Here is a 19284-nt window from a genome sequence, read left to right on the forward strand (position 1 = left end):
TCGATACGGCGCTTGACCGCGCGCCCGCAATCCCCTTCCCTGTCGGGCGCAATTCGACACGGAGCTTCCATGGCCAACCGGCTGACTTACTACATCCTCGGCGCGCTGGTGGTCGGCATCGTCGTCGGCCTGATCCTGAACGCGAGCTTCGCCGGCACGCCCGCCGGCGCGGAGACGCTGAAGGACATCGCCTATTATCTGTCGATCGTCACGACGGTGTTCCTGCGCCTCATCAAGATGATCATCGCGCCCTTGGTGTTCTCGACGCTGGTCGTCGGCATCGCGCACATGGGCGACAGCGCGGCGCTGGGGCGCGTCGGCCTGCGTTCGATCCTGTGGTTCATCGGCGCGAGCCTGATGTCGCTGACGCTGGGCCTGATCCTGGTCAACCTGTTCCAGCCGGGCGTGGGCCTCAACATCCCCCTGCCCCCGGTCGATACGGCGAGCGGGGTCGACAAGGCGGCGTTTGATTTCAAGCAGTTCATCTCGCACGTCGTGCCCGCATCGGGCATCGAGGCGATGGCGAACAACGAGATCCTGCAGATCGTCATCTTCTCGATCTTCGTCGGCGTGGCCATCACCGCGGTCGGCGAGAAGGCCGCGCCGCTGGTGAAGGGGATCGAGGCGCTGGTGCAGGTGATGCTGGTTATCACCGGCTATGTCATGCGCTTCGCCCCGTTCGCGGTGCTGGCGGCAGTGACGGCGACGCTGGCGGAGCGGGGGCCGGAGATCCTCGGCAGCCTGGGCTATTTCATGCTCGCCTTCTACATCGGCATGGGGCTGCTGTGGTGCCTGCTAATCGGGGTGTGCTTCATGATTGTGGGCAAGCGCACTGGGCTGCTGGTGCGCTACATCCGGGATCCGCTGCTGCTGGCCTTCACCACCGCCTCGTCCGAAGCCGCCTATCCGCGGACGCTGGAGGCGCTCGACAAGTTCGGCGTGCCGCCGCGCATCGCCAGCTTCGTGCTGCCGCTCGGCTATTCGTTCAACCTCGACGGGTCGATGATCTACATGACCTTCGCGACGATGTTCATCGCGCAGGCGTACGGCATCGAGATGACGCTGGGGCATCAGATCACGATGCTGCTGATCCTGATGATAACGTCGAAGGGCATCGCCGGCGTGCCGCGTGCCAGCCTGGTGGTGATCGCGGGGACGCTCGCCTTCTTCGATATTCCCGAGGCGGGGCTGCTGCTGATCCTCGGCATCGACCATTTCCTCGATATGGGGCGGTCGGCGACCAACGTCGTCGGCAACGCGGTGGCGGCCACCGTCATCGCGAAGTGGGAGGGCGACCGGCTGGACCCGCTCGAATCGCCCGAGGTGGCACCGGCCACGGCGCCCAGCGGGACCGGGCCGGCGAAGGCGGTCGACAGCTTCGACAAGGTCTAGGCGTAGGCGTACGGCCCGCCGACCTCCAATGCGCGCTGGTAGGCCGGACGGGCGTGGATCGTCTTGAGCCACGCCACCGTCGCCGGGCGCGATGCATCGAGCCCGCCGCGGCTGCGCGCGGCCTCCAGCGGGAAGCTCATCATCACGTCGGCGGCGGTCATCGCGTCGCCCGCGAACCACGGGCGGGAAGCGAGTTCGCGCTCGACGAAATCGAGGTGGACGTCGATCATCGGCTGGATGCGCTTCTGCGCGCGCTTGCCGAGGAACGGGATGCGGCCGAGCACCAGCTTCAGCAGCAGCGGCGGCATCATCGATCCTTCGGCATAGTGCAGGAACTGGCGATAGCGCAGCAGGCCCTCGCGGTGCGCGGGCGGGCCGAGGCGGCCGTCGGCCAGCTCGACCAGATATTCGACGATCGCGCCGGTCTCCACCAGCACGCGCTCGCCGTCGGTAAGGATCGGGGACTTGCCGAGCGGATGGATACGCCGAAGCGAAGGCGGCGCGAGCATGGTCGTGGCGTCGCGTTCGTAGCGTTTCACCTCATAGGGCAGGCCGAGTTCCTCGAGCAGCCAGAGGACGCGCTGCGACCGGGAATTCTCGAGGTGATGGACGGTCAGGGTCACGGCAGGCTCTCCTTCAGGCTTTTGCCGACCATATCCACGCGGCGGCCGGAAAGTCGACCGTATCGCCGAGATGGTAGCGCGCGACGACGGACCGCAGCGTATCGATGAGTGCGGCACGATCCGCCGCTGGCGCGGTGCGCAGGTTGCTGGCGGCCGGGCCAATGCGGGTCAGAAAGGATACCGCGTCATCCACCGGATCGGCACCTGCACCGGCGCGATAGGCGAAGTCGACGGCCGTCGCGTCGCCATCGCTCCAGCCCGCCGCCGCGAGGATTCCGGCGACATGGTCGCGATCGGCGAAGGCGAACGGCCCCGGCCCAGCTTGCGGCGCGCCGCCGCCCAACGCGGTGGCGAGATCGCGGGCGAAGGCGTTGTGCTGCCAGTCGCGGAAGCAGGAGAATACCAGCCGCGCGCCCGGTTGTGCCGAAGCGCGAAGTGACCGGAAGGCGGCGACGGGATCGTCGAAGAACATGACGCCATGACGCGAATAGAGCAGGTCGAACGGGCCACGCTTGCCGGCCAGCATCGTTGCGTCGCCGGTTTCGAACGAGGGTCCGCCCTGCCCCGCTCGGCTGCGCGCGGCGTCGATCAGGCCCGCCGACAGATCGACGCCGACGATCCGCGCATCGGGTCGGTCACTCGCCAACGCCAGCGACGTCGCCCCGGCGCCGCACCCGATATCGAGCGCACTTAAGGCGCCGGCCGGTGCCGCCGAGAGGATCGCCGCGTCGAGATGTCGCGACAGGTCGGCCAAGCTTCGATCGGTCCGGCGCCACTCCTGCGCCCAGACATCGCCCACCGCCCCGGCCCAATCGTGCGTCCCCGTCATCCCATCCACTTCCGCCGAGATTGTCCGATGCATCATAGGCGGACACATGTCGAAAGCGACTGCCGCGTCTGCATCCATCATTCCGCTTGACGCCGGCCGGATCGAAGCGTTATTTCTGAAATAACAGAAATGGACGACAGATGCGATTGATCGATCATCCCGATGCCAAGGCCTTCATCCTCCACTGGGGGGAGATGGGCACGCAATGGGGCGTCAATCGCTCGGTCAGCCAGATCCATGCTTTCCTCTACCTCTCCGACCGCCCGCAGACCGCCGAAGACATCTGCGATGCGCTCGGCCTCGCCCGGTCCAACGTGTCGACCGCGCTGAAGGAGCTGCAATCCTATCGAATCGTCCGGCGCGTGCATGTCGAAGGGGATCGCCGCGACCATTTCGTCGCGGAAACCGACCTGTGGGACATGCTGATGCGCATCGCCGAGGAGCGCAAGCGGCGCGAGATCGACCCGACGATCGCGCTGCTCGCCGACCTCGCGCAGCGGTTGAAGTCCGACGACACCGCCCCGGCGCATGTGCGGGAGCGGGTGGCGCGGATGCATGAATTCATCGGTACGCTGGGCGGCTGGTACGATCAGGTCCGCGTGCTGCCTAAGCCGACGCTCGTCACGCTGATGAAGCTGGGCGGCAAGGTCGCGAAGTTCATTCCGGGGAAGTCCAAGAAGGCCGATTGAGGAGGACGGACGCCATGACCCAGCCAGACGCACGCGATATGATTTCTGTTATTACCGAAATAACGGATGAAAGGGATCGGCGCCTGATCCTGAAGCGGGTGGCGTGGCGCGATCTGGTGGCGATGCGGCCGATCGACGGACTGGTCGAGTGCCTGCACCCCCTCCCCTGGGTCGTCGCGTCCTGGGCGTTCGCGGCTCACGCGCTCTGGGTGCCGGCGATGCTGTGCGCCTTCATGATCTTCCTGACCGCGCTGCGGCTGAACCATGAGGCGATCCACCATAATCTGGGGTTCGGGCCGCGCGGCCATCGCATGGTGCTGCACGTCCTGAGCGCGGTGATGCTCGGATCGAACGCCGCGGTGGCGTGGAATCACCTGCATCATCACCGACACGTCGGGCGGCCCGACGATCTGGAGGGCAAGGCCGGAACGATGCCGGGGTGGCGCGTGCTGCTCTACGGCCCCGTCTTCCCGATCGAGATGCACCTGGCCGCGTGGCGCGGCGGCGGACGGACGCTCAGGCGACGGATGACGATCGATCTGGCGCTGAGCCTGATCGTGATTGGCGTCACGATCGCCACGGGGTCGGCGGTGCTCGCCTTTCATGTCGCGATGATGGCGCTGGCGCAGTGCCTGACCGCGTTCTTCGCGGTGTGGATCACCCATCACGGGTGCGAGGCCAATGGCGCGATCGCGCGGACGCAGCGCTCCGCGCTCGTCAATCTGCTGACCTACAACATGTTCTTCCACCTCGAACATCACCTGTTCCCGGCCGTGCCGGTGAAGCGGCTGAACCGGCTGGCCGAGCGGTTGGACCGGGCCGCGCCGGATGTTGCCGCCACCGCACGCCACGTCGTGCCGAACCCGTTCGCCTGACCAACCGCTGACCGGAGAACCGCCATGACGCCGCTGCTGGATGAAAGGACATCGCACATGACCGAGATCGCCGACCGCACGCTGGCCGCGACCTTCCGCCGGATGAGCCCGGAAGAGGCGCTGTACCGCGACTGCCCGAGCGCGTTCTGGCTGGCGCCGGGTGGTGACGATGCGTTGCCGACTATGGCGGAGCCGACCATGTCACCGCGCCAGACTTCGCGTACGGTCGCAAGGCCACGACGTGACCTGGCGCGCATAGTCGACGTCGCGAGTCAGCGACTGGCCATCGCCGCAGCGACCGTCGCCGCCGGGCCAATCTTCGCCGCGATGCTCATGCTCACCCTTCCAAGCTCTGACAGCCTGTTGCAGGGGCTGGGAAAAATCGTGATGCTCAGCATCGTGGGACTTCCGTTGACGGTCATCGTCGGGTCGTTCCTCGGCGTCCTTCCCATCTGCGGAGGCGCAGCATTCCTGTGCCGTCTCGGTCGTACCAAAGAGCGGGCCCGCACCTGCCAAGTTTGGGCAGCGACAGGTGCGGGCATGGGTCTTGCCATCGCCGGACTGTTGGACGCCGGGCTGGTCAGCATTCCGCTTATCCTGACGTCGGTCGCCTGTGCCCTGATCGCGCACGGCCATCTCGACTGGATCGAGGCCGAGCCGGCATTGCTCCTGCCGCACGATGACGGCATGGCGTGCGCATGACCGACCATAGCGAACATCACGTCCATATCATCGGCGGCGGCCTCGCCGGATCGGAGGCCGCATGGCAGCTGGCCGAGGCGGGCTACCGCGTGAAGCTGTCCGAAATGCGCGGCTCCGGCGTCGCGACGACGCCTGCGCACCACACTGATTCGCTGGCCGAGCTGGTGTGTTCGAACAGCTTCCGCTCCGACGATGCCGAAACGAACGCGGTCGGCCTGCTGCATCAGGAGATGCGGACACTGGGGTCGCTGATCCTGCGCGAGGGCGATACCCACCGCGTCCCCGCCGGATCGGCGCTGGCGATGGACCGCGACGGCTTCTCGGCGGGCGTCACCACGGCGCTGGACGCGCACCCCAACGTCACCATCGTGCGCGAACGGGTCGAGGCGCTGCCCGAGGACGGCATGACGATCGTCGCGACGGGGCCGCTGACCGACCCGCTGCTGGCCGACAGCATCGCCGGCGCGACGGGCCGCGACGCGCTCGCCTTCTTCGACGCGATCGCGCCGATCGTCCACCGCGACAGCATCGATATGGAGACCGCCTGGTTCCAGTCGCGCTGGAATAAGGGCGACGGGACCGACTACATCAACTGCCCGCTGTCGAAGGAGGAGTATTTCGCCTTCGTCCAGGCGCTGCTCGACGGCGAGAAGACCGAGTACAAGGGCTGGGAGGACGTGCCCTATTTCGAGGGGTGCATGCCGATCGAGGTGATGGCCGAGCGGGGCGCGGAGACGCTGCGTTATGGCCCGATGAAGGGCGTCGGCCTGGACGATCCGCGCACCGGGCGCTGGCCGTTCGCGGTGGTGCAGCTGCGGCAGGACAATGCCAGTGCGACGCTGTGGAACATCGTCGGATTCCAGACCAAGCTGAAGCATGCCGAGCAGGTCCGCCTGTTCCGCACAATCCCGGGGTTGCAGAATGCCGAGTTCGCGCGGCTGGGCGGGCTGCACCGCAACACCTTCCTGCGCTCGCCCGAATTGCTCGACCCAACGCTGCGGCTGAAGTCACGGCCGAACATCCGCTTCGCCGGGCAGATCACGGGGTGCGAAGGCTATGTCGAGAGCGCGGCGATCGGGCTGATGGCCGGACGCTTCGCCGCGGCCGAGCTGGCGGGCGAGACGCTGGCCGCGCCGCCGGTCGAGACGGCGCTGGGCGCGCTGCTGCACCACATCACCGGCGCAGCGGTGGCAGAGACGTACCAGCCGATGAACGTCAACTTCGGCCTGTTCCCGACGATCGAGGGGCGGACGAAGAAGGCGGATCGCAAGCGGATGTATACCGACCGCGCGCGCGCCGCGATGGGCGAATGGATCAGTCGGACTCGTTCGGCGCCTGCTGCGGCGGACAGTTCGGTCGCGGTCGCGTCGAACGCTTGACCGCAGTGGTCGCGAATTCGGCGCGGGTCAGCGTGCCGGAGCGATCCCTGTCGGCGGTGGCGAATTTGGCGGTGGTCTTCGCCGCCCATTCGTCGAACGACAGCCGGCCGTCGCCGTTGGTGTCGAGCTTCGCATAGGCCTTGCGCCGGCTCGCCAGATATTCCTCGCGGGCGATGCCGTCGTCGCGATCCTTGTCGTAGCGGTTGAAGCGCTTCTGCTCGCGGGTCAGCGCGCTGGCGGCGGGTAGAGGAGTTTCGTCGATCGCGGCGTCCTGTGGTTCGGACGCGGCGGCCGGTCGTGGCTGTGGTGACGCCGGACGTTCGGCCGTGGCATCGGAGCGGAAGAGGAATACTCCGGCCGCGACGAGCAGCAAGGCGGACGCGACCCCCGCCAGATAGCGCAACATGATCCTGTCCCCCGAACGTCCCGCCTGCGCACGAAGCTAATCAGCGGTCGCGCGCTCGCCAAGTCACAATCCGGCCAGGCGGTGGTACAGGATACGCCCAAAACGGCGGGCCGGCGCGCGCGTCCGATCTCTTGCCAGCAGCGCCATGGCGCCGAGCGGCCTGAGCGCGTGCGGCCAGCGAGTGGTCGGAAAACCGGCTAGTCGGTCGGTCGCGAGACGATCCGCCGCGGCGGCGAGCGTCGGTTCGCGGCTGCGCGCGGCGAGTTCGGCGGCGGCCCAGCCCTCCCCGGCCGAACCGACGTTGGCAAGATCGCCGCCGAGCACGGTCGCCGCCGCCTCGAACAGGGTCCGGCCACGCGCCGTGGCATGCAGGGCCGCGCGCGCCGCCGGGTCCGCTTCGTCACCCTCCAGCAACACCTCCCACCCCTCGACCATCACGGCGAGCGCCGCGCCGGACACGCCGGGGAGGACGAGCGCCGCCAGATCGCGCAGTACCGGCTGCGCCGGCGGCGCAGCGCTGTCGAGCGCGGTCAGGGCGCCATGCCACCACGTCAGCCGCATCTGCCCGACCATGGGATCACGCGTCGTCCGCACGATGTCGGCAAGCAGGTCGTCGAGCGCTAACAGCGCGGCCAGACCCGCCCTGCCCGCGGCCGGGGCGTAGGACAGGACGATGCGGCGCTCGACAGCGGCGAGGTCGCGCGCCGGGTCGGCCGGTGTGGTTAGCGGCGGCTTAACCACGCCCCTTCAACCGCCCTTATCCACCATCGTCGCATGGACCCGCAGTGATGGGGAAAAATCGGGCGACTCGATGATGTGGGGCTTCAGGAAAAAGCGGAGCGAAGCACGCGGCTTCATGTCGCGGTTGGCGCGCGACGTGCGCGGCAACGCGCTGATGCTGATGGGCGCATCGCTCATTCCGTTGGCGGGCATGGTCGGCGGCGGCATCGACATCGCCCGCATGTACATCCTCAAGACGCGGCTGCAACACGCCTGCGACGCCGGCGCGCTGGCCGGGCGCCGCGCGATGGGCGGCGGCACCTGGTCGTTCAACAACAACTACGCGAATTCCCAGGCGGAGCAGTTCTTCACCGGCAACTTCGAGAGCGGGTCGTTCGGTTCCTACGCCACCGCGAAGGAATTCACCGAACAGGCGGGCAAGGTGTCCGGTCGCGTGTCGGCGACGATCCCGATGACGCTGACCCGCATCATCGGGTTCAAGACCGACCAGCTGATCGAGGTCACCTGCGCCAGCGAGATGCGGCTGCCCAACACCGACGTGATGTTCGTGCTGGATACGACGGGTTCGATGAACGACGTACCGCCCGGGGACACGGTGAAGAAGATCGACGCGCTGAAGACGTCGGTCAAATGCTTCTATGAGATCGTCGCCCGGCTCGACACCGATGCGACCTGTGCGACCGGCACGCCGAGCGGCGGCGTCGGCGATCAGGTGCAGGTCCGCTTCGGCTTCGTACCCTATGCGACCAACGTGAATGTCGGGCGGCTGCTGAAGCCCGAATGGTTCGCCGACAGCTGGAACTACCAGACGCGCAGGGCGAGCGGCACCGACTGGACCAGCTGGACGCTGTACAACTACTACACCACCAGCAGAACGGCCCGTTGCAACGCGGCGCCCGGCAGCAGTTCCAACGAGCAATTTCGGGTGCTGGGGCCCCAGAACACCTATAATGGCACCACCTACGGGAGCTATTTCTGCATCTACGAACGCAGGGCCCTTCAGGTGCGCTGGGAATACAACAAGCTTCCGGTCAACGTCGGTCTGCTGAAGAACGGAACGAGCTGGAATGCGTCGTTCGACTGGCCGATCGACGTCAACGGCACATCGACGAAGAACAAGCGGATTACGTGGGAAGGCTGCCTCGAAGAGCGCAACACGGTGTCGCAGTCCAGCTATACGCCGATCCCTGCGGGCGCGAAGGATCTGAACATCGACGCCCTCCCGAGCGACGCGTCGACGCGCTGGGGCATGGTGCTGCCCGATGTGACCTACACCCGCGGTTGGTCGATGAATGCGGTCTTCAGCGCTGACGACCTTGGCAACGAATCCTACTATGCCTGCCCGCAAGAGTCGCGGAAGCTGCAGGAATGGAACAGTGCGTCGGCGTTCGACGACTATGTCGACAGCCTGACGCCGGAGGGTAATACCTACCACGACATCGGCTTGATCTGGGGCGCGCGGCTGGCATCGCCGACCGGGCTGTTCGCAGCGGAGAATGCGCTGACGCCCGGGGGGGGCGAGATCGAGCGGCATATGATCTTCATGACCGATGGTGACGCCTGCACGGCCGGCAATAATTATACCGCTTACGGCGTTAACTGGCTCGATCGCCGCACGATCGGTTCGGGCACCGACCCGGGGTTCGACCAGAACTGCACCGGCGGCGCCGCGCTGACGGATCAGGTCAATGCCCGAACGGAAGCGCTGTGCGCCGCGATCCGCAACAAGAACATCACGCTGTGGGTGATCGCCTTCGGCAATCTGGCGACCTCCACTGAAACGCGGCTAAGCAACTGCGCCACGCCCGGTCGCTATTTCAAGGCGACCAACGGACCGCAGTTGCAGGCGACGTTCAAGTCGATCGCGGACCAGATCTCCATGCTGAGGCTCACGCAATGATCCGGGCCCTGCATTCCCGCCTGCGGCGCGACCGGCGCGGCGCGACCATCATCGAATTCGCGCTGGTTGCGCCGGTGATGTTCCTGATGCTGCTCGGCGCGTTCGAGGTCAGCCACCGCCTCTATACGAAGGCGGTGCTGGAGGGGGTCGTGCAGAAGACGGCGCGTGATTCCTCGCTGGAAATCGGAGCATCGGCATCAGCGCAGGTCCTGCTGGACGAAAAGGTCCGCAAGCAGCTGCGCGCGATGTACAATGGCGCCGATATCAAGATCTCGCGACGGTACTACCGGACCTTCACCGACGCGGCGAACGCGCGGGCGGAGGACTATACCGACACGAACCGCAACAACACCTGCGACGCCGGCGAACCGTTCGAGGACGACAATCGCAATGGCGTGTGGGATGCCGATGGCGGCAACGGCGGCCAGGGCGGCGCGAAGGATGCGACACTCTATACCGTGAAGGTCAGCTATCCGAGCCTGTTCCCGGTCACCCGTCTGGTCGGCGGCACCAACCTCGATACGGTTGAGGCGACGACGGTGCTGAAAAACCAGCCGTACGGCGACCAGGGTGCCTATGGCGCCATGACGATCGGAAACTGCCCATGACGATCCTTGCCCACCACGTCAGCCCGCGGTTGCTGCGGCGATTGGGTCGCGACCGGCGCGGCCTGGCGCTGCTCGAATTCGCGTTCATCTTTCCGGTGTTTCTGACTCTCAGCCTGACGGGCGCCGAACTGACGAACTACATCATCGTGCGGATGCGCGTCAGCCAGCTGGCGCTCCAGCTGGCCGACAACGCCGCGCGGATCGGATCGGGCAGCCAGTTGCAAGCGAAGCGGATCAGCGAACGCGACATCAACGACCTGCTGACCGGTGCCGGCCTGCAAGCGGACGAGCTGAAGCTGTTCCAGCGCGGTCGTGTCGTCGTCACCAGCCTGGAACCGACGCAAAGCCCGAACACGAACCCCGCGCAGTACAAGATCGGCTGGAAACGGTGCCGCGGCAGCAAGGCGTACACGTCGAGCTATTCGAACAAGACCGGCAATTTTACCGGCGGGCTGGGCGTGACGACCCCGGTCGACCGACGCGTGATCGCGCCGGACAATGGCGCGACGATGTTCGTCGAGGTGGTCTACGACTATCAGCCGCTCATCAAGACATCGCTGTCACCATCGACCACGATCACCGAGATTGCGTCGATGATGGTCCGCGATCGTCGCGATACCACGCAGGTCTACAACGACGAGAACGAGATGAAGTCGCTATGTTCGTGAAGTAAGGTGCGATCCGTCAGATCGTGCGCCAAATCGCACGTAACTCACCGTTCGGGCTGAGCGAAGTCGAAGCACCTGTGGAAGGTGCCCTTCGACTTCGCTCAGCTTAGGTCCGATGGACGATCGCCTACCGGTAGGTCACCTTCTTCACCGCCGCGATCACCTTGTCCGCAGTGATGAGCGCCAGCTTTTCAAGGTTGGCGGCGTAAGGCAGCGGCACGTCCTCGTTGGTGACGCGCAGCACGGGGGCGTCGAGATCGTCGAAGCCTTCCTCCATCACCACCGCGGCGATTTCCGAGGCGATCGAGCAGGTCGGCCAACCTTCCTCGACAACGACGATGCGGTTGGTCTTCGCCAGCGACTTTAGCACCGTCTTGGTATCAAGCGGGCGCAGCGTGCGCAGGTCGACGACTTCGGCCTCGATGCCTTCAGCGGCCAGCTTGTCGGCGGCTTCGAGGCTGATGCCCACGCCGATCGAATAGCTGACCAGCGTGACGTCCTTGCCCTCGCGCATGATCCGCGCCTTGCCGATCGGCAGGACCCAGTCGTCGAGCTTGGGCACTTCGAACGTGCGGCCGTAGAGCAGTTCGTTCTCGAGGAAGACGACCGGATCCTCGCTGCGGATCGCGGCCTTCAGCAGGCCTTTCGCATCCTGCGCATCATAGGGCGCGATCACGATCAGGCCCGGCACGCTGGCGTACCAGGGCCCGTAGTTCTGCGAATGCTGCGCGCCGACGCGGCTGGCGGCGCCGTTCGGACCGCGGAACACGATCGGGCAGCGCATCTGGCCGCCCGACATGTAATTGGTCTTCGCGGCCGAATTGATGATGTGGTCGATCGCCTGCATCGCGAAGTTGAAGGTCATGAACTCGACGATCGGACGCAGGCCCGACATCGCCGCGCCCGTGCCGATGCCGGCGAAGCCATATTCGGTGATAGGCGTATCGATGACGCGCTTCTCGCCGAACTCGTCGAGCAGGCCCTGCGTCACCTTATACGCGCCCTGATATTGCGCGACTTCCTCGCCCATCACGAACACGCGCTCGTCGGCGCGCATTTCTTCGGCCATCGCGTCGCGCAGCGCCTCACGCAGCGTCACCTTCACCATCTCGGTGCCCGCGGGAAACTCCGGGTCGGCAACCTCGGCGTCGTGCTTCGCGGCGTCGAACATCTGGCGCGCGCCGGTCTCGACCTTCTCCTGCGCCGGGTGCGCGGAATCCTCGACCTGATCGTCCTTCTTCGCGTCGGCCTTGGCCTCCGGCGCGGGCGAATCGTCCTTCGCGACCGGCGCGGCGATCGAAGACGCATCCTCGCCTTCGGCGGCCAGCTGCATGATGACAGTGCCGACCTTCACGCCGTCGGTGCCCTCGGCGACCAGGATCTTCGCGACGGTGCCCTCATCGACGGCCTCGAATTCCATCGTCGCCTTGTCGGTTTCGATCTCGGCCATGATGTCGCCGGACTTCACCATGTCGCCTTCCTTGACGAGCCACTTGGCCAGCGTGCCCTCTTCCATCGTGGGCGACAGCGCCGGCATCTTGATGTCGATCGCCATCTCAATAGGTCTCCACCAGTACGTCGGTATAAAGTTCTGCGGGTTCGGGCTCGGGCGCCCCTTCGGCGAAATCGGCCGACGCGTTGACGACCTTGCGGATGTCCGCCTCGATCACCTTCAGTTCGTCTTCCTTGACACCGGCGGCGTCGAGCAGCTTCTTCACATGCTCGATCGGATCGGATTTGTCGCGGACGGCCTGCACCTCGTCACGGCTGCGGTACTTCGCCGGATCGGACATGGAGTGGCCGCGGTAGCGATAGGTCTTCATCTCGAGGATGATCGGCCCCTTGCCCGCGCGGACCCATTCCAGCGCCGTCTCGGCCGCGCCGCGCGAGGCGAGCACGTCCATGCCGTCGACCTGGATGCCGGGGATGCGGAAGCTCTCGCCGCGGCGATACAGCTGGTCCTCGCTCGACGCGCGGTTGACGCTGGTGCCCATCGCGTACTGGTTGTTCTCGATCACGAAGATGATCGGCAGCTTCCAGAGTTCGGCCATGTTGAAGGCCTCGTACACCTGGCCCTGGTTCGCGGCGCCGTCGCCGAAATAGGCGAGCGTGACGCCGCCGTCGCCGCTATACTTGTGCTTGAAGGCGAGACCCGCGCCCAGCGATACCTGCGCGCCGACGATGCCGTGGCCGCCGTAGAACTTATGCTCGGTCGAGAACATGTGCATCGACCCGCCCTTGCCCTTGGAAATGCCGGCGGCACGCCCCGTCAGCTCCGCCATGATGACGTTGGGATCGATGCCGTACGCCAGCATGTGGCCGTGGTCGCGGTAACCGGTGATGACCGAATCCCGCTCGTTGTCGAGCGCGGACTGCAGGCCGACGGCGACCGCCTCCTGACCGATGTAGAGGTGGCAGAAGCCGCCGATAAAGCCGAGACCGTAGAGCTGGCCCGCCTTCTCCTCGAAGCGGCGGATCAGCAGCATGTCCTTGTAGAACTTGAGCAGCTCTTCCTTGGTCGCTTCGTACGGCTTGGGTTCGGCCGGGCGCTCGCGATTGGGGATGGGGGGCGCTGTGACGGTATTGACGGCGGGTGCTTTGGCCACGTTGGGGAAGCCTCGTTTCCGTTAGGGAAGATGGTCCGGCTATAAGCGTGTTGCGCAGCATTCCGCAACGTCTTGCACACCGGTATCATCCGCAACGAAACTCAGTCGAGTGGTACGATAACCTCATTCGGATGCGCGACGTTCAGTTCCTTGCGAACCAGTTCGTCGGCCATGTCCGGATCGGCGTTGCGCGGATTGACTAGCGCGACACGGTTCTTCAGCCGCGCGCGTTCCTTGTCGAGGCTGGCGAATTCGAGCTGCCGCTTCGACAGCTGGCGCTGATAGTCGCGATACGACAGCACGCCGTTAGGCCCGAGCACCGCGAAATAAGCGAAGAACCCGGTCAGGATCACCGCCGCGGCGGGCAACCCCGCCTTACGGAGCATCTGGAAGACCGGCTTCTTCGGTTTGGTGCGCGACATGGCCGATCAGTGAATCAGATGCAGCGGCGAATCAAGTGATTAGGTCGCAACGAATGTCGAGCTAGCGGTGCTCCCGCGCAGGCGGGAGCCCAGAGCCACAGGCGCCGTCCTTCGTAGCCCTGGGCTCCCGCCTGCGCGGGAGCACGGTATCCAACGGCGCAACCCGCCGCCTCACCCCCGCAGAATGCTGCGCCCTGCATAGCGCGCGGCGTTGCCCAGCTCTTCCTCGATGCGGATCAGCTGGTTGTACTTGGCGAGCCGGTCGCTGCGCGCGAGGCTGCCGGTCTTGATCTGGCCGCAGCTGGTGGCGACGGCGAGATCGGCGATCGTCGCGTCCTCGGTCTCGCCCGAACGGTGCGACATGACCGCCGTGTAGGATGCGCGCTGCGCCATCGATACCGCCTCTAGCGTCTCGGTCAGCGTGCCGATCTGGTTGACCTTCACCAGCAGCGAGTTGGCGTAGCCGCCGTCGATGCCCCGCGCCAGCCGCTCGGGATTGGTCACGAACAGGTCGTCGCCGACCAGCTGGACCTTGTCGCCGATCATGTCGGTCAGGGTCTTCCAGCCCTCCCAATCATCCTCTGCCATGCCGTCCTCGATCGAGAAGATCGGGTAGCGGGCGGCGAGGTCGGCGAGGAACGCGGCGTTCTCTGCCGGGCTGAGCGTCTTGCCCTCCCCCACCATCTTGTAGACGCCATCGCGATAATATTCGGTCGCGGCGCAATCGAGCGCCAGCATCACGTCGTCGCCCGGCGTATAGCCCGCGCCCTCGATCGCCGACATGATGAAGTCGAGCGCGTCGGTGGTCGACGACAGGTTCGGCGCGAAGCCGCCCTCGTCGCCCACGCCGGTCGCCAGCCCCTTGTCGTGCAGCTTCTTCTTGAGCGTATGGAAGATCTCCGAGCCGCAGCGCACCGCCTCGACGATGTTCTCCGCGCCGACCGGCACGATCATGAATTCCTGGAAGTCGATCGGATTATCGGCATGTTCGCCGCCGTTGATGATATTCATCATCGGCACCGGCAGCAGGTGCGCGGCGACGCCGCCGACATAGCGATAGAGCGGCAGGCCGCGCGCATCCGCCGCCGCCTTCGCCGCGGCCAGGCTGACGCCCAGGATCGCGTTCGCGCCCAGCCGGCCCTTATTGGGGGTGCCGTCCGCCTCGATCATCGCGGCGTCGATATCGGCCTGATCCTCGGCATCCATGCCCAGCACCGCCTCGGCCAGGTCGCCGTTGACGGCATCGACCGCCTTCTCGACGCCCTTGCCCAGCCAGCGGCTCTTGTCGCCGTCGCGCAGTTCGACCGCTTCATGCGCGCCGGTCGAGGCACCAGACGGCACCGCGGCGCGGCCGAAGCTGCCGTCCTCCAGCATCACATCGACCTCGACCGTCGGGTTGCCGCGGCTGTCGAGAATGGTGCGGCCATGGATGTCGATGATTGCGGTCACGAAACGACCTTCCTATCTATGGGTGAGAGCGGTTCGACGCGGCGTCTATCGCCTCCAACGTTTGTCGGCAACGCCGATGGAACCGCCGCCGCCCGGGCATTGTTGTGGGCGCGTATCAATGAAAGGGCTTCGACCATGGCCGACGAAACGAACACCACCACCCCGCAGCAGCCGCTCGATATCGAGTTCACGCCGGAGACGACCGCGTCCACCGAACTCGGGACAAGCGACGAGACGCTCGATGCCGCCCGCCGCCGCGGCGCGACGACGGTCGTGAAAGAGGAAGCCGGCAAGCTGACCGGTCAGGCGACCGACCGCATCCGCAGCTTCGCCGACGACGGCAAGGCGCGTGCGACCGGCGCTTTGGGCGAGCTCGCCAAGGCGATCGACGACGCCGCGGTCACCATCGACGACAAGGTCGGCGTGCAGTTCGGCGGCTATGCCCGCAGCGCGTCAAGCGCGGTGTCGGACTTTTCCCGCAAGCTGGAGGACAAGAGCGTCGACGACCTGCTCGATGATGCACGCGTCTTCGTTCAGAAGTCGCCCGGGGTCGCCATCGGTGCGGCGGCCGCGGTCGGCTTCGTGCTGGCGCGCGTGCTGTGGTCGGGCGTCGACGCGAACCGCGATCGCTGAGCGGCACTGATCGCGTGGCGAATGACGTGAAGGACGGCATCGGCGCGACCGTTGCTCAGGTCGCCGAGGATGCGAAGGCCTATGCCGCCGCTCAGGTCGAGCTGTACAAGACGGTGGCGCGCGTCCGCATTCGTGCGGGCAAGAGCGGAATCGTCTTCGGCGTGCTGGCGGCGGTGCTCGCGATCGCAGCGTTCGGGGCTTTGCTGGTCGGACTGATCCTGTCGCTCGCGACGCTGATCGGCCCGCTCGGCGCGACCGGCGTCGTCGTTATCGCGACCCTCGCCATAGCGGGCGTGCTCGGCTGGCTGGCCGGCAAGCAGTTGTCTGCGGCGTTCGGAGGGGCGGAATGACGGTCGATCCGCAACTTCTCGCCGCACGGGCGCGGGTCGCTGCTGCGAAGGCGCAGCTCGACACGTCGGTGGCGGAGGCGAAGGTCCGGCTGGAACCGCGGGCGCTGGCACGGGAAACCGTGTCTGGCGTGCGCGATCGCTCTCAGGCGGCGGCGAAGGCCGGTCTGGCGACGGCGCGCGAACAGCCGGCCGTCGTCGCAGTCGCCGCTGCGCTCATCGGCGTGATCCTCGCGCGCAAGCCAATCAAGCGGAGCCTGCGCCCCCTGTTCCGTGGGAAGGGCGATGCAACCGCCGCCGAACCCCGCGAGTTGAAACCACGAACCCGGGCGAAGGCCCCGACGAAGGAATAGACCATGGCAGAAACCGCGACTTCCAAGGACAAGTCGAAGCCGAAGCGCAAGCGCGACCAGGCCCGTGAAGCCCGCGACAAGGCACTCGACAACGCGCGTGGCGCGCTGGCCGGACTGGAATCGAACCCCGTCGGCGTCCTCGTCGGCGGGCTGGCCGTCGGGCTGATCGCCGGGGCGCTGGTGCCGCGCACACCACAGGAGAAGAATGCGCTGAAGCCGGTCGGCAAGAAGCTGGCCGAGGGTGCCGTCGCCGCCTTTGCCGCGGCCAAAGCCACGGGCAAGGAACAACTCAGCACATCGGTTCTCAGCCGCGATGCCGCCAAGGAGACGGCGCGCAAGGTGCTCGACAGCGCGGTGAAGGCTGTGAAGACGAAGAAGTCCGACGCGGCTTGATGTTGACCCGGGGGTGTCGCGGTCTATTGCACCTGCGAACACCCCCGGGAGCCTTCACATGAGCAAGATGCACCTCGTCTTCGGCGGTCGCGTGACCGATCCGCAGACTCTGGATTTCGCCGACCTGTCCAAGATCGACGTTGTCGGGATTTTCCCCGACTATGCCAGCGCCGAAAAGGCCTGGCGCGCCGCGGCGCAGAAGACGGTTGACGATGCCGAGATGAAGTACGTGCTGGTGCACTTGCACCGCCTGCTGGAGCCCGAACTGCCGCACTAATTATGATGATTGTGGCAGTGCGCGGATTTTCAATCCAAGTCCGATGCAAGCCAAGCCGTGCTCCCGCGCAGGCGGGAGCCCAGAGCCACATGCATAGCGCTTCGTAATCCTGGGCTCCCGCCTGCGCGGGAGCACGTGATAGTGTCGCCTATTCGGTCTTCGCGGCCACACCCGCCTTCGGACCGTCCACCAGCTTGATGTGCAGTTCGCGAAGCTGCTTCGGGGTCGCGACGTTGGGCGCGCCCATCATCAGGTCCTCCGCCTTCTGCGTCATCGGGAAGACGATGACCTCACGGATGTTCGGCTCGTCGGCCAGCAGCATGACGATGCGGTCGATGCCGGGCGCCGAGCCGCCGTGCGGCGGTGCGCCGAACTTGAACGCGTTTATCATGCCCGCGAAGTTGGTATCGACGTCTTCGCGGGTATAGCCCGCGATCTCGAATGCCTTGTACATGATTTCCGGCCGGTGGTTCCGGATCGCGCCCGACGATAATTCGATGCCGTTGCACACGATGTCGTACTGATACGCGAGGATATCCAGCGGATCCTTCGTCTCCAGCGCGTCCATCTCGCCCTGCGGCATCGAAAAGGGATTGTGGCTGAAATCGACCTTCTTGTTGTCCTCGTCATATTCGAACATCGGGAAGTCGACGATCCAGCAGAATTCGAAACGCTTGTCGTCGATCAGGCCGAGTTGTTCGGCGACGCGGGTGCGCGCCAGACCGGCGAGCTTGGCGGCCTGCGCCTCCTTGCCGGCCGAGAAGAAGATGCCGTCGTTGGGACCAAGGCCCAGCGCCTCGGCGATCGCCTTCATCCCGTCCTGGCCGTGATTGTTGGCGATCGGGCCGCCGAATACGCCGTCCTTCTGCGTCGCATAGCCCAGACCCGGGAAGCCTTCGGACTGCGCCCAGCTGTTCATGTCGTCGAAGAACTTGCGGCTCTTCTCATGCGTGTTCGGCGCGGGCAGCGCCCGGACGACGTCGCCACCCTCCACCATCGAGGCGAAGCGGCCGAAGCCCGAGCCGCGGAAGTGATCGCTGACGTCGGTGATGACGATCGGGTTGCGCAGATCGGGCTTGTCGTTGCCGTATTTCAGCATCGATTCGCGGTAGGGGATGCGCTTGAACGGCAGCGCCGAGACGGTGCGGCCCTTGCCCTGCCAGTCGGCGAATTCCTCGAACACGCCGTGCAGCACGGGTTCGATCGCGTCGAACACGTCGTCCTGGGTGACGAAGCTCATCTCGAAATCGAGCTGGTAGAACTCGCCCGGGCTACGGTCGGCGCGTGCATCCTCGTCGCGGAAACAGGGCGCGATCTGGAAATAACGGTCGAAGCCGGCGACCATCAGCAGCTGCTTGAACATCTGCGGCGCCTGCGGCAGCGCGTAGAACTTGCCGGGATGGACGCGGCTGGGGACCAGATAGTCGCGCGCGCCCTCGGGGCTGCTCGCGGTCAGGATCGGCGTCTGGAATTCGGTGAAGCCCTGATCGACCATGCGGTGACGGATCGAGCTGATGACGTTCGAGCGCAGCAGGATGTTGGCGTGCAGCTTCTCGCGACGCAGGTCGAGGAAGCGGTAGCGCAGGCGGATGTCCTCGGGATAATCGGCCTCGCCCGCGACCGGCAGCGGCAGCTCCTGCGCGGGCGACTGCACCGACGCCTCGGCCGCGACGACCTCGATCTCGCCGGTCGGCAAGTTTGCGTTCGTCGCCTCAGCGCCGCGCGACACCACCTCACCGGTGACGGTCACGACCGTCTCGACGCGCAGGCCGTCGAGCAGCGCCAGCATCGGGCTGCCCGCCTTCGCGACGACCTGGGTGATGCCGTAATGGTCACGCAGATCGACGAACAGCACGCCGCCATGATCGCGCTTCCGGTGGATCCAGCCCGACAGGCGGACGGTCTGTCCGACGTCGCTCGAGCGGAGCGCGGCGCAGGTGTGGGTGCGATAGGCGTGCATCGTTTCAACTTTACAGTGATATCCGGGACGCC

General features: G+C 66.0%; 22 protein-coding genes. 13 read left to right on the top strand and 9 right to left on the bottom strand.

The annotated features are described in order from the left end of the window. Positions 1–69 precede the first annotated feature (69 nt). Positions 70–1392 (top strand): dicarboxylate/amino acid:cation symporter, encoded by a 1323-nt coding sequence (locus ACX40P_RS08525; protein WP_459125881.1) that lies wholly within the window; start codon positions 70–72, stop codon positions 1390–1392. On the opposite strand, the gene ACX40P_RS08530 is transcribed toward ACX40P_RS08525, so the two are convergent. Both ACX40P_RS08530 and ACX40P_RS08535 read right to left on the bottom strand, forming a co-directional pair. Continuing rightward, positions 1389–2015 carry a glutathione S-transferase family protein gene (locus ACX40P_RS08530; RefSeq protein WP_459125882.1) on the bottom strand — a complete coding sequence of 209 codons (627 nt, stop codon included), beginning with the start codon at positions 2013–2015 and terminating at the stop codon, positions 1389–1391. The two genes, ACX40P_RS08525 and ACX40P_RS08530, sit on opposite strands and share 4 nt — an antisense overlap. Positions 2016–2028: 13 nt before the next feature. Then, positions 2029–2844 carry a class I SAM-dependent methyltransferase gene (locus ACX40P_RS08535; RefSeq protein WP_459125883.1) on the bottom strand — a complete coding sequence of 272 codons (816 nt, stop codon included), beginning with the start codon at positions 2842–2844 and terminating at the stop codon, positions 2029–2031. 140 nt (positions 2845–2984) lie between these two features. Here ACX40P_RS08535 and ACX40P_RS08540 point away from each other — a divergent pair, with 140 nt between their 5' ends. Genes ACX40P_RS08540 through trmFO form a run of 4 tightly spaced genes read left to right on the top strand, consistent with a single transcriptional unit; the run spans position 2985 to position 6489 of the window. Then, positions 2985–3533 (top strand): GbsR/MarR family transcriptional regulator, encoded by a 549-nt coding sequence (locus tag ACX40P_RS08540; protein WP_459125884.1) that lies wholly within the window; start codon positions 2985–2987, stop codon positions 3531–3533. A 14-nt stretch (positions 3534–3547) separates the two neighbouring features. Then, on the top strand, positions 3548–4408 hold the full coding sequence (locus ACX40P_RS08545; RefSeq protein ID WP_459125885.1) for a fatty acid desaturase family protein: 861 nt from the start codon (positions 3548–3550) through the stop codon (positions 4406–4408). A 24-nt stretch (positions 4409–4432) separates the two neighbouring features. Further along, positions 4433–5110: a hypothetical protein gene (locus tag ACX40P_RS08550; RefSeq protein WP_459125886.1), complete on the top strand. Its 678-nt coding sequence runs from the start codon at positions 4433–4435 to the stop codon at positions 5108–5110. Further along, positions 5107–6489 carry a methylenetetrahydrofolate--tRNA-(uracil(54)-C(5))-methyltransferase (FADH(2)-oxidizing) TrmFO gene (trmFO, locus tag ACX40P_RS08555; RefSeq protein WP_459125887.1) on the top strand — a complete coding sequence of 461 codons (1383 nt, stop codon included), beginning with the start codon at positions 5107–5109 and terminating at the stop codon, positions 6487–6489. The genes ACX40P_RS08550 and trmFO overlap by 4 nt, the downstream gene beginning before the upstream one ends. On the opposite strand, the gene ACX40P_RS08560 is transcribed toward trmFO, so the two are convergent. Then, positions 6425–6895: an EF-hand domain-containing protein gene (locus tag ACX40P_RS08560; RefSeq protein ID WP_459125888.1), complete on the bottom strand. Its 471-nt coding sequence runs from the start codon at positions 6893–6895 to the stop codon at positions 6425–6427. The two genes, trmFO and ACX40P_RS08560, sit on opposite strands and share 65 nt — an antisense overlap. 63 nt (positions 6896–6958) lie before the next feature. Beyond that, positions 6959–7636, bottom strand: coding sequence for a squalene/phytoene synthase family protein (locus ACX40P_RS08565; RefSeq protein ID WP_459125889.1), 678 nt, complete (start codon positions 7634–7636; stop codon positions 6959–6961). Between the two features lie 115 nt (positions 7637–7751). Between ACX40P_RS08565 and ACX40P_RS08570 the strand changes: the two genes are divergently transcribed. From ACX40P_RS08570 to ACX40P_RS08580, 3 genes are read left to right on the top strand one after another with little or no spacing between them, the layout of a single operon-like run. After that, complete coding sequence (locus tag ACX40P_RS08570; RefSeq protein ID WP_459125890.1) at positions 7752–9536, top strand: TadE/TadG family type IV pilus assembly protein; 1785 nt, start codon at positions 7752–7754, stop codon at positions 9534–9536. Further along, positions 9533–10144 carry a TadE/TadG family type IV pilus assembly protein gene (locus ACX40P_RS08575; protein WP_459125891.1) on the top strand — a complete coding sequence of 204 codons (612 nt, stop codon included), beginning with the start codon at positions 9533–9535 and terminating at the stop codon, positions 10142–10144. Before ACX40P_RS08570 ends, ACX40P_RS08575 begins: the two co-directional genes overlap by 4 nt. Beyond that, a complete protein-coding gene (locus tag ACX40P_RS08580; RefSeq protein WP_459125892.1) occupies positions 10141–10812 on the top strand; it encodes a TadE/TadG family type IV pilus assembly protein in 672 nt (223 codons plus the stop codon). The genes ACX40P_RS08575 and ACX40P_RS08580 overlap by 4 nt, the downstream gene beginning before the upstream one ends. A 127-nt stretch (positions 10813–10939) precedes the next feature. Here the strand turns inward: ACX40P_RS08580 and ACX40P_RS08585 are convergent, their stop codons facing one another. From ACX40P_RS08585 to eno, 4 genes are all read right to left on the bottom strand, one after another. Beyond that, positions 10940–12367, bottom strand: a complete 1428-nt coding sequence (locus ACX40P_RS08585) for a pyruvate dehydrogenase complex E1 component subunit beta (RefSeq protein WP_459125893.1) — start codon at positions 12365–12367, stop codon at positions 10940–10942. A 1-nt stretch (position 12368) separates the two neighbouring features. After that, positions 12369–13418 carry a pyruvate dehydrogenase (acetyl-transferring) E1 component subunit alpha gene (gene pdhA, locus ACX40P_RS08590; protein WP_459125894.1) on the bottom strand — a complete coding sequence of 350 codons (1050 nt, stop codon included), beginning with the start codon at positions 13416–13418 and terminating at the stop codon, positions 12369–12371. Between the two features lie 101 nt (positions 13419–13519). Next, on the bottom strand, positions 13520–13840 hold the full coding sequence (locus ACX40P_RS08595; protein WP_459125895.1) for an FtsB family cell division protein: 321 nt from the start codon (positions 13838–13840) through the stop codon (positions 13520–13522). Positions 13841–14011: 171 nt separating this feature from the next. After that, positions 14012–15289, bottom strand: a complete 1278-nt coding sequence (gene eno, locus ACX40P_RS08600) for a phosphopyruvate hydratase (RefSeq protein WP_459125896.1) — start codon at positions 15287–15289, stop codon at positions 14012–14014. Positions 15290–15424: 135 nt separating this feature from the next. Between eno and ACX40P_RS08605 the strand changes: the two genes are divergently transcribed. The 5 genes from ACX40P_RS08605 to ACX40P_RS08625 are packed head-to-tail and all read left to right on the top strand — an operon-like array spanning position 15425 to position 17292. After that, positions 15425–15922, top strand: a complete 498-nt coding sequence (locus ACX40P_RS08605; protein ID WP_459125897.1) for a hypothetical protein — start codon at positions 15425–15427, stop codon at positions 15920–15922. 26 nt (positions 15923–15948) lie between these two features. Continuing rightward, positions 15949–16272 (top strand): phage holin family protein, encoded by a 324-nt coding sequence (locus ACX40P_RS08610; protein ID WP_459125898.1) that lies wholly within the window; start codon positions 15949–15951, stop codon positions 16270–16272. Next, positions 16269–16622 carry a hypothetical protein gene (locus ACX40P_RS08615; protein WP_459125899.1) on the top strand — a complete coding sequence of 118 codons (354 nt, stop codon included), beginning with the start codon at positions 16269–16271 and terminating at the stop codon, positions 16620–16622. The genes ACX40P_RS08610 and ACX40P_RS08615 overlap by 4 nt, the downstream gene beginning before the upstream one ends. 3 nt (positions 16623–16625) lie before the next feature. Beyond that, the gene (locus ACX40P_RS08620; protein ID WP_459125900.1) at positions 16626–17015 is read left to right on the top strand and encodes a hypothetical protein; all 390 of its coding nucleotides are present in this window, start codon (positions 16626–16628) and stop codon (positions 17013–17015) included. A gap of 58 nt (positions 17016–17073) precedes the next feature. Then, on the top strand, positions 17074–17292 hold the full coding sequence (locus tag ACX40P_RS08625) for a DUF4170 domain-containing protein (RefSeq protein WP_459125901.1): 219 nt from the start codon (positions 17074–17076) through the stop codon (positions 17290–17292). Between the two features lie 148 nt (positions 17293–17440). On the opposite strand, the gene aspS is transcribed toward ACX40P_RS08625, so the two are convergent. Further along, positions 17441–19252, bottom strand: a complete 1812-nt coding sequence (gene aspS, locus ACX40P_RS08630; RefSeq protein ID WP_459125902.1) for an aspartate--tRNA ligase — start codon at positions 19250–19252, stop codon at positions 17441–17443. Between the last annotated feature and the right edge of the window lie 32 nt (positions 19253–19284).

The sequence above is a fragment of the Sphingomonas sp. RS2018 genome (assembly GCF_054489605.1).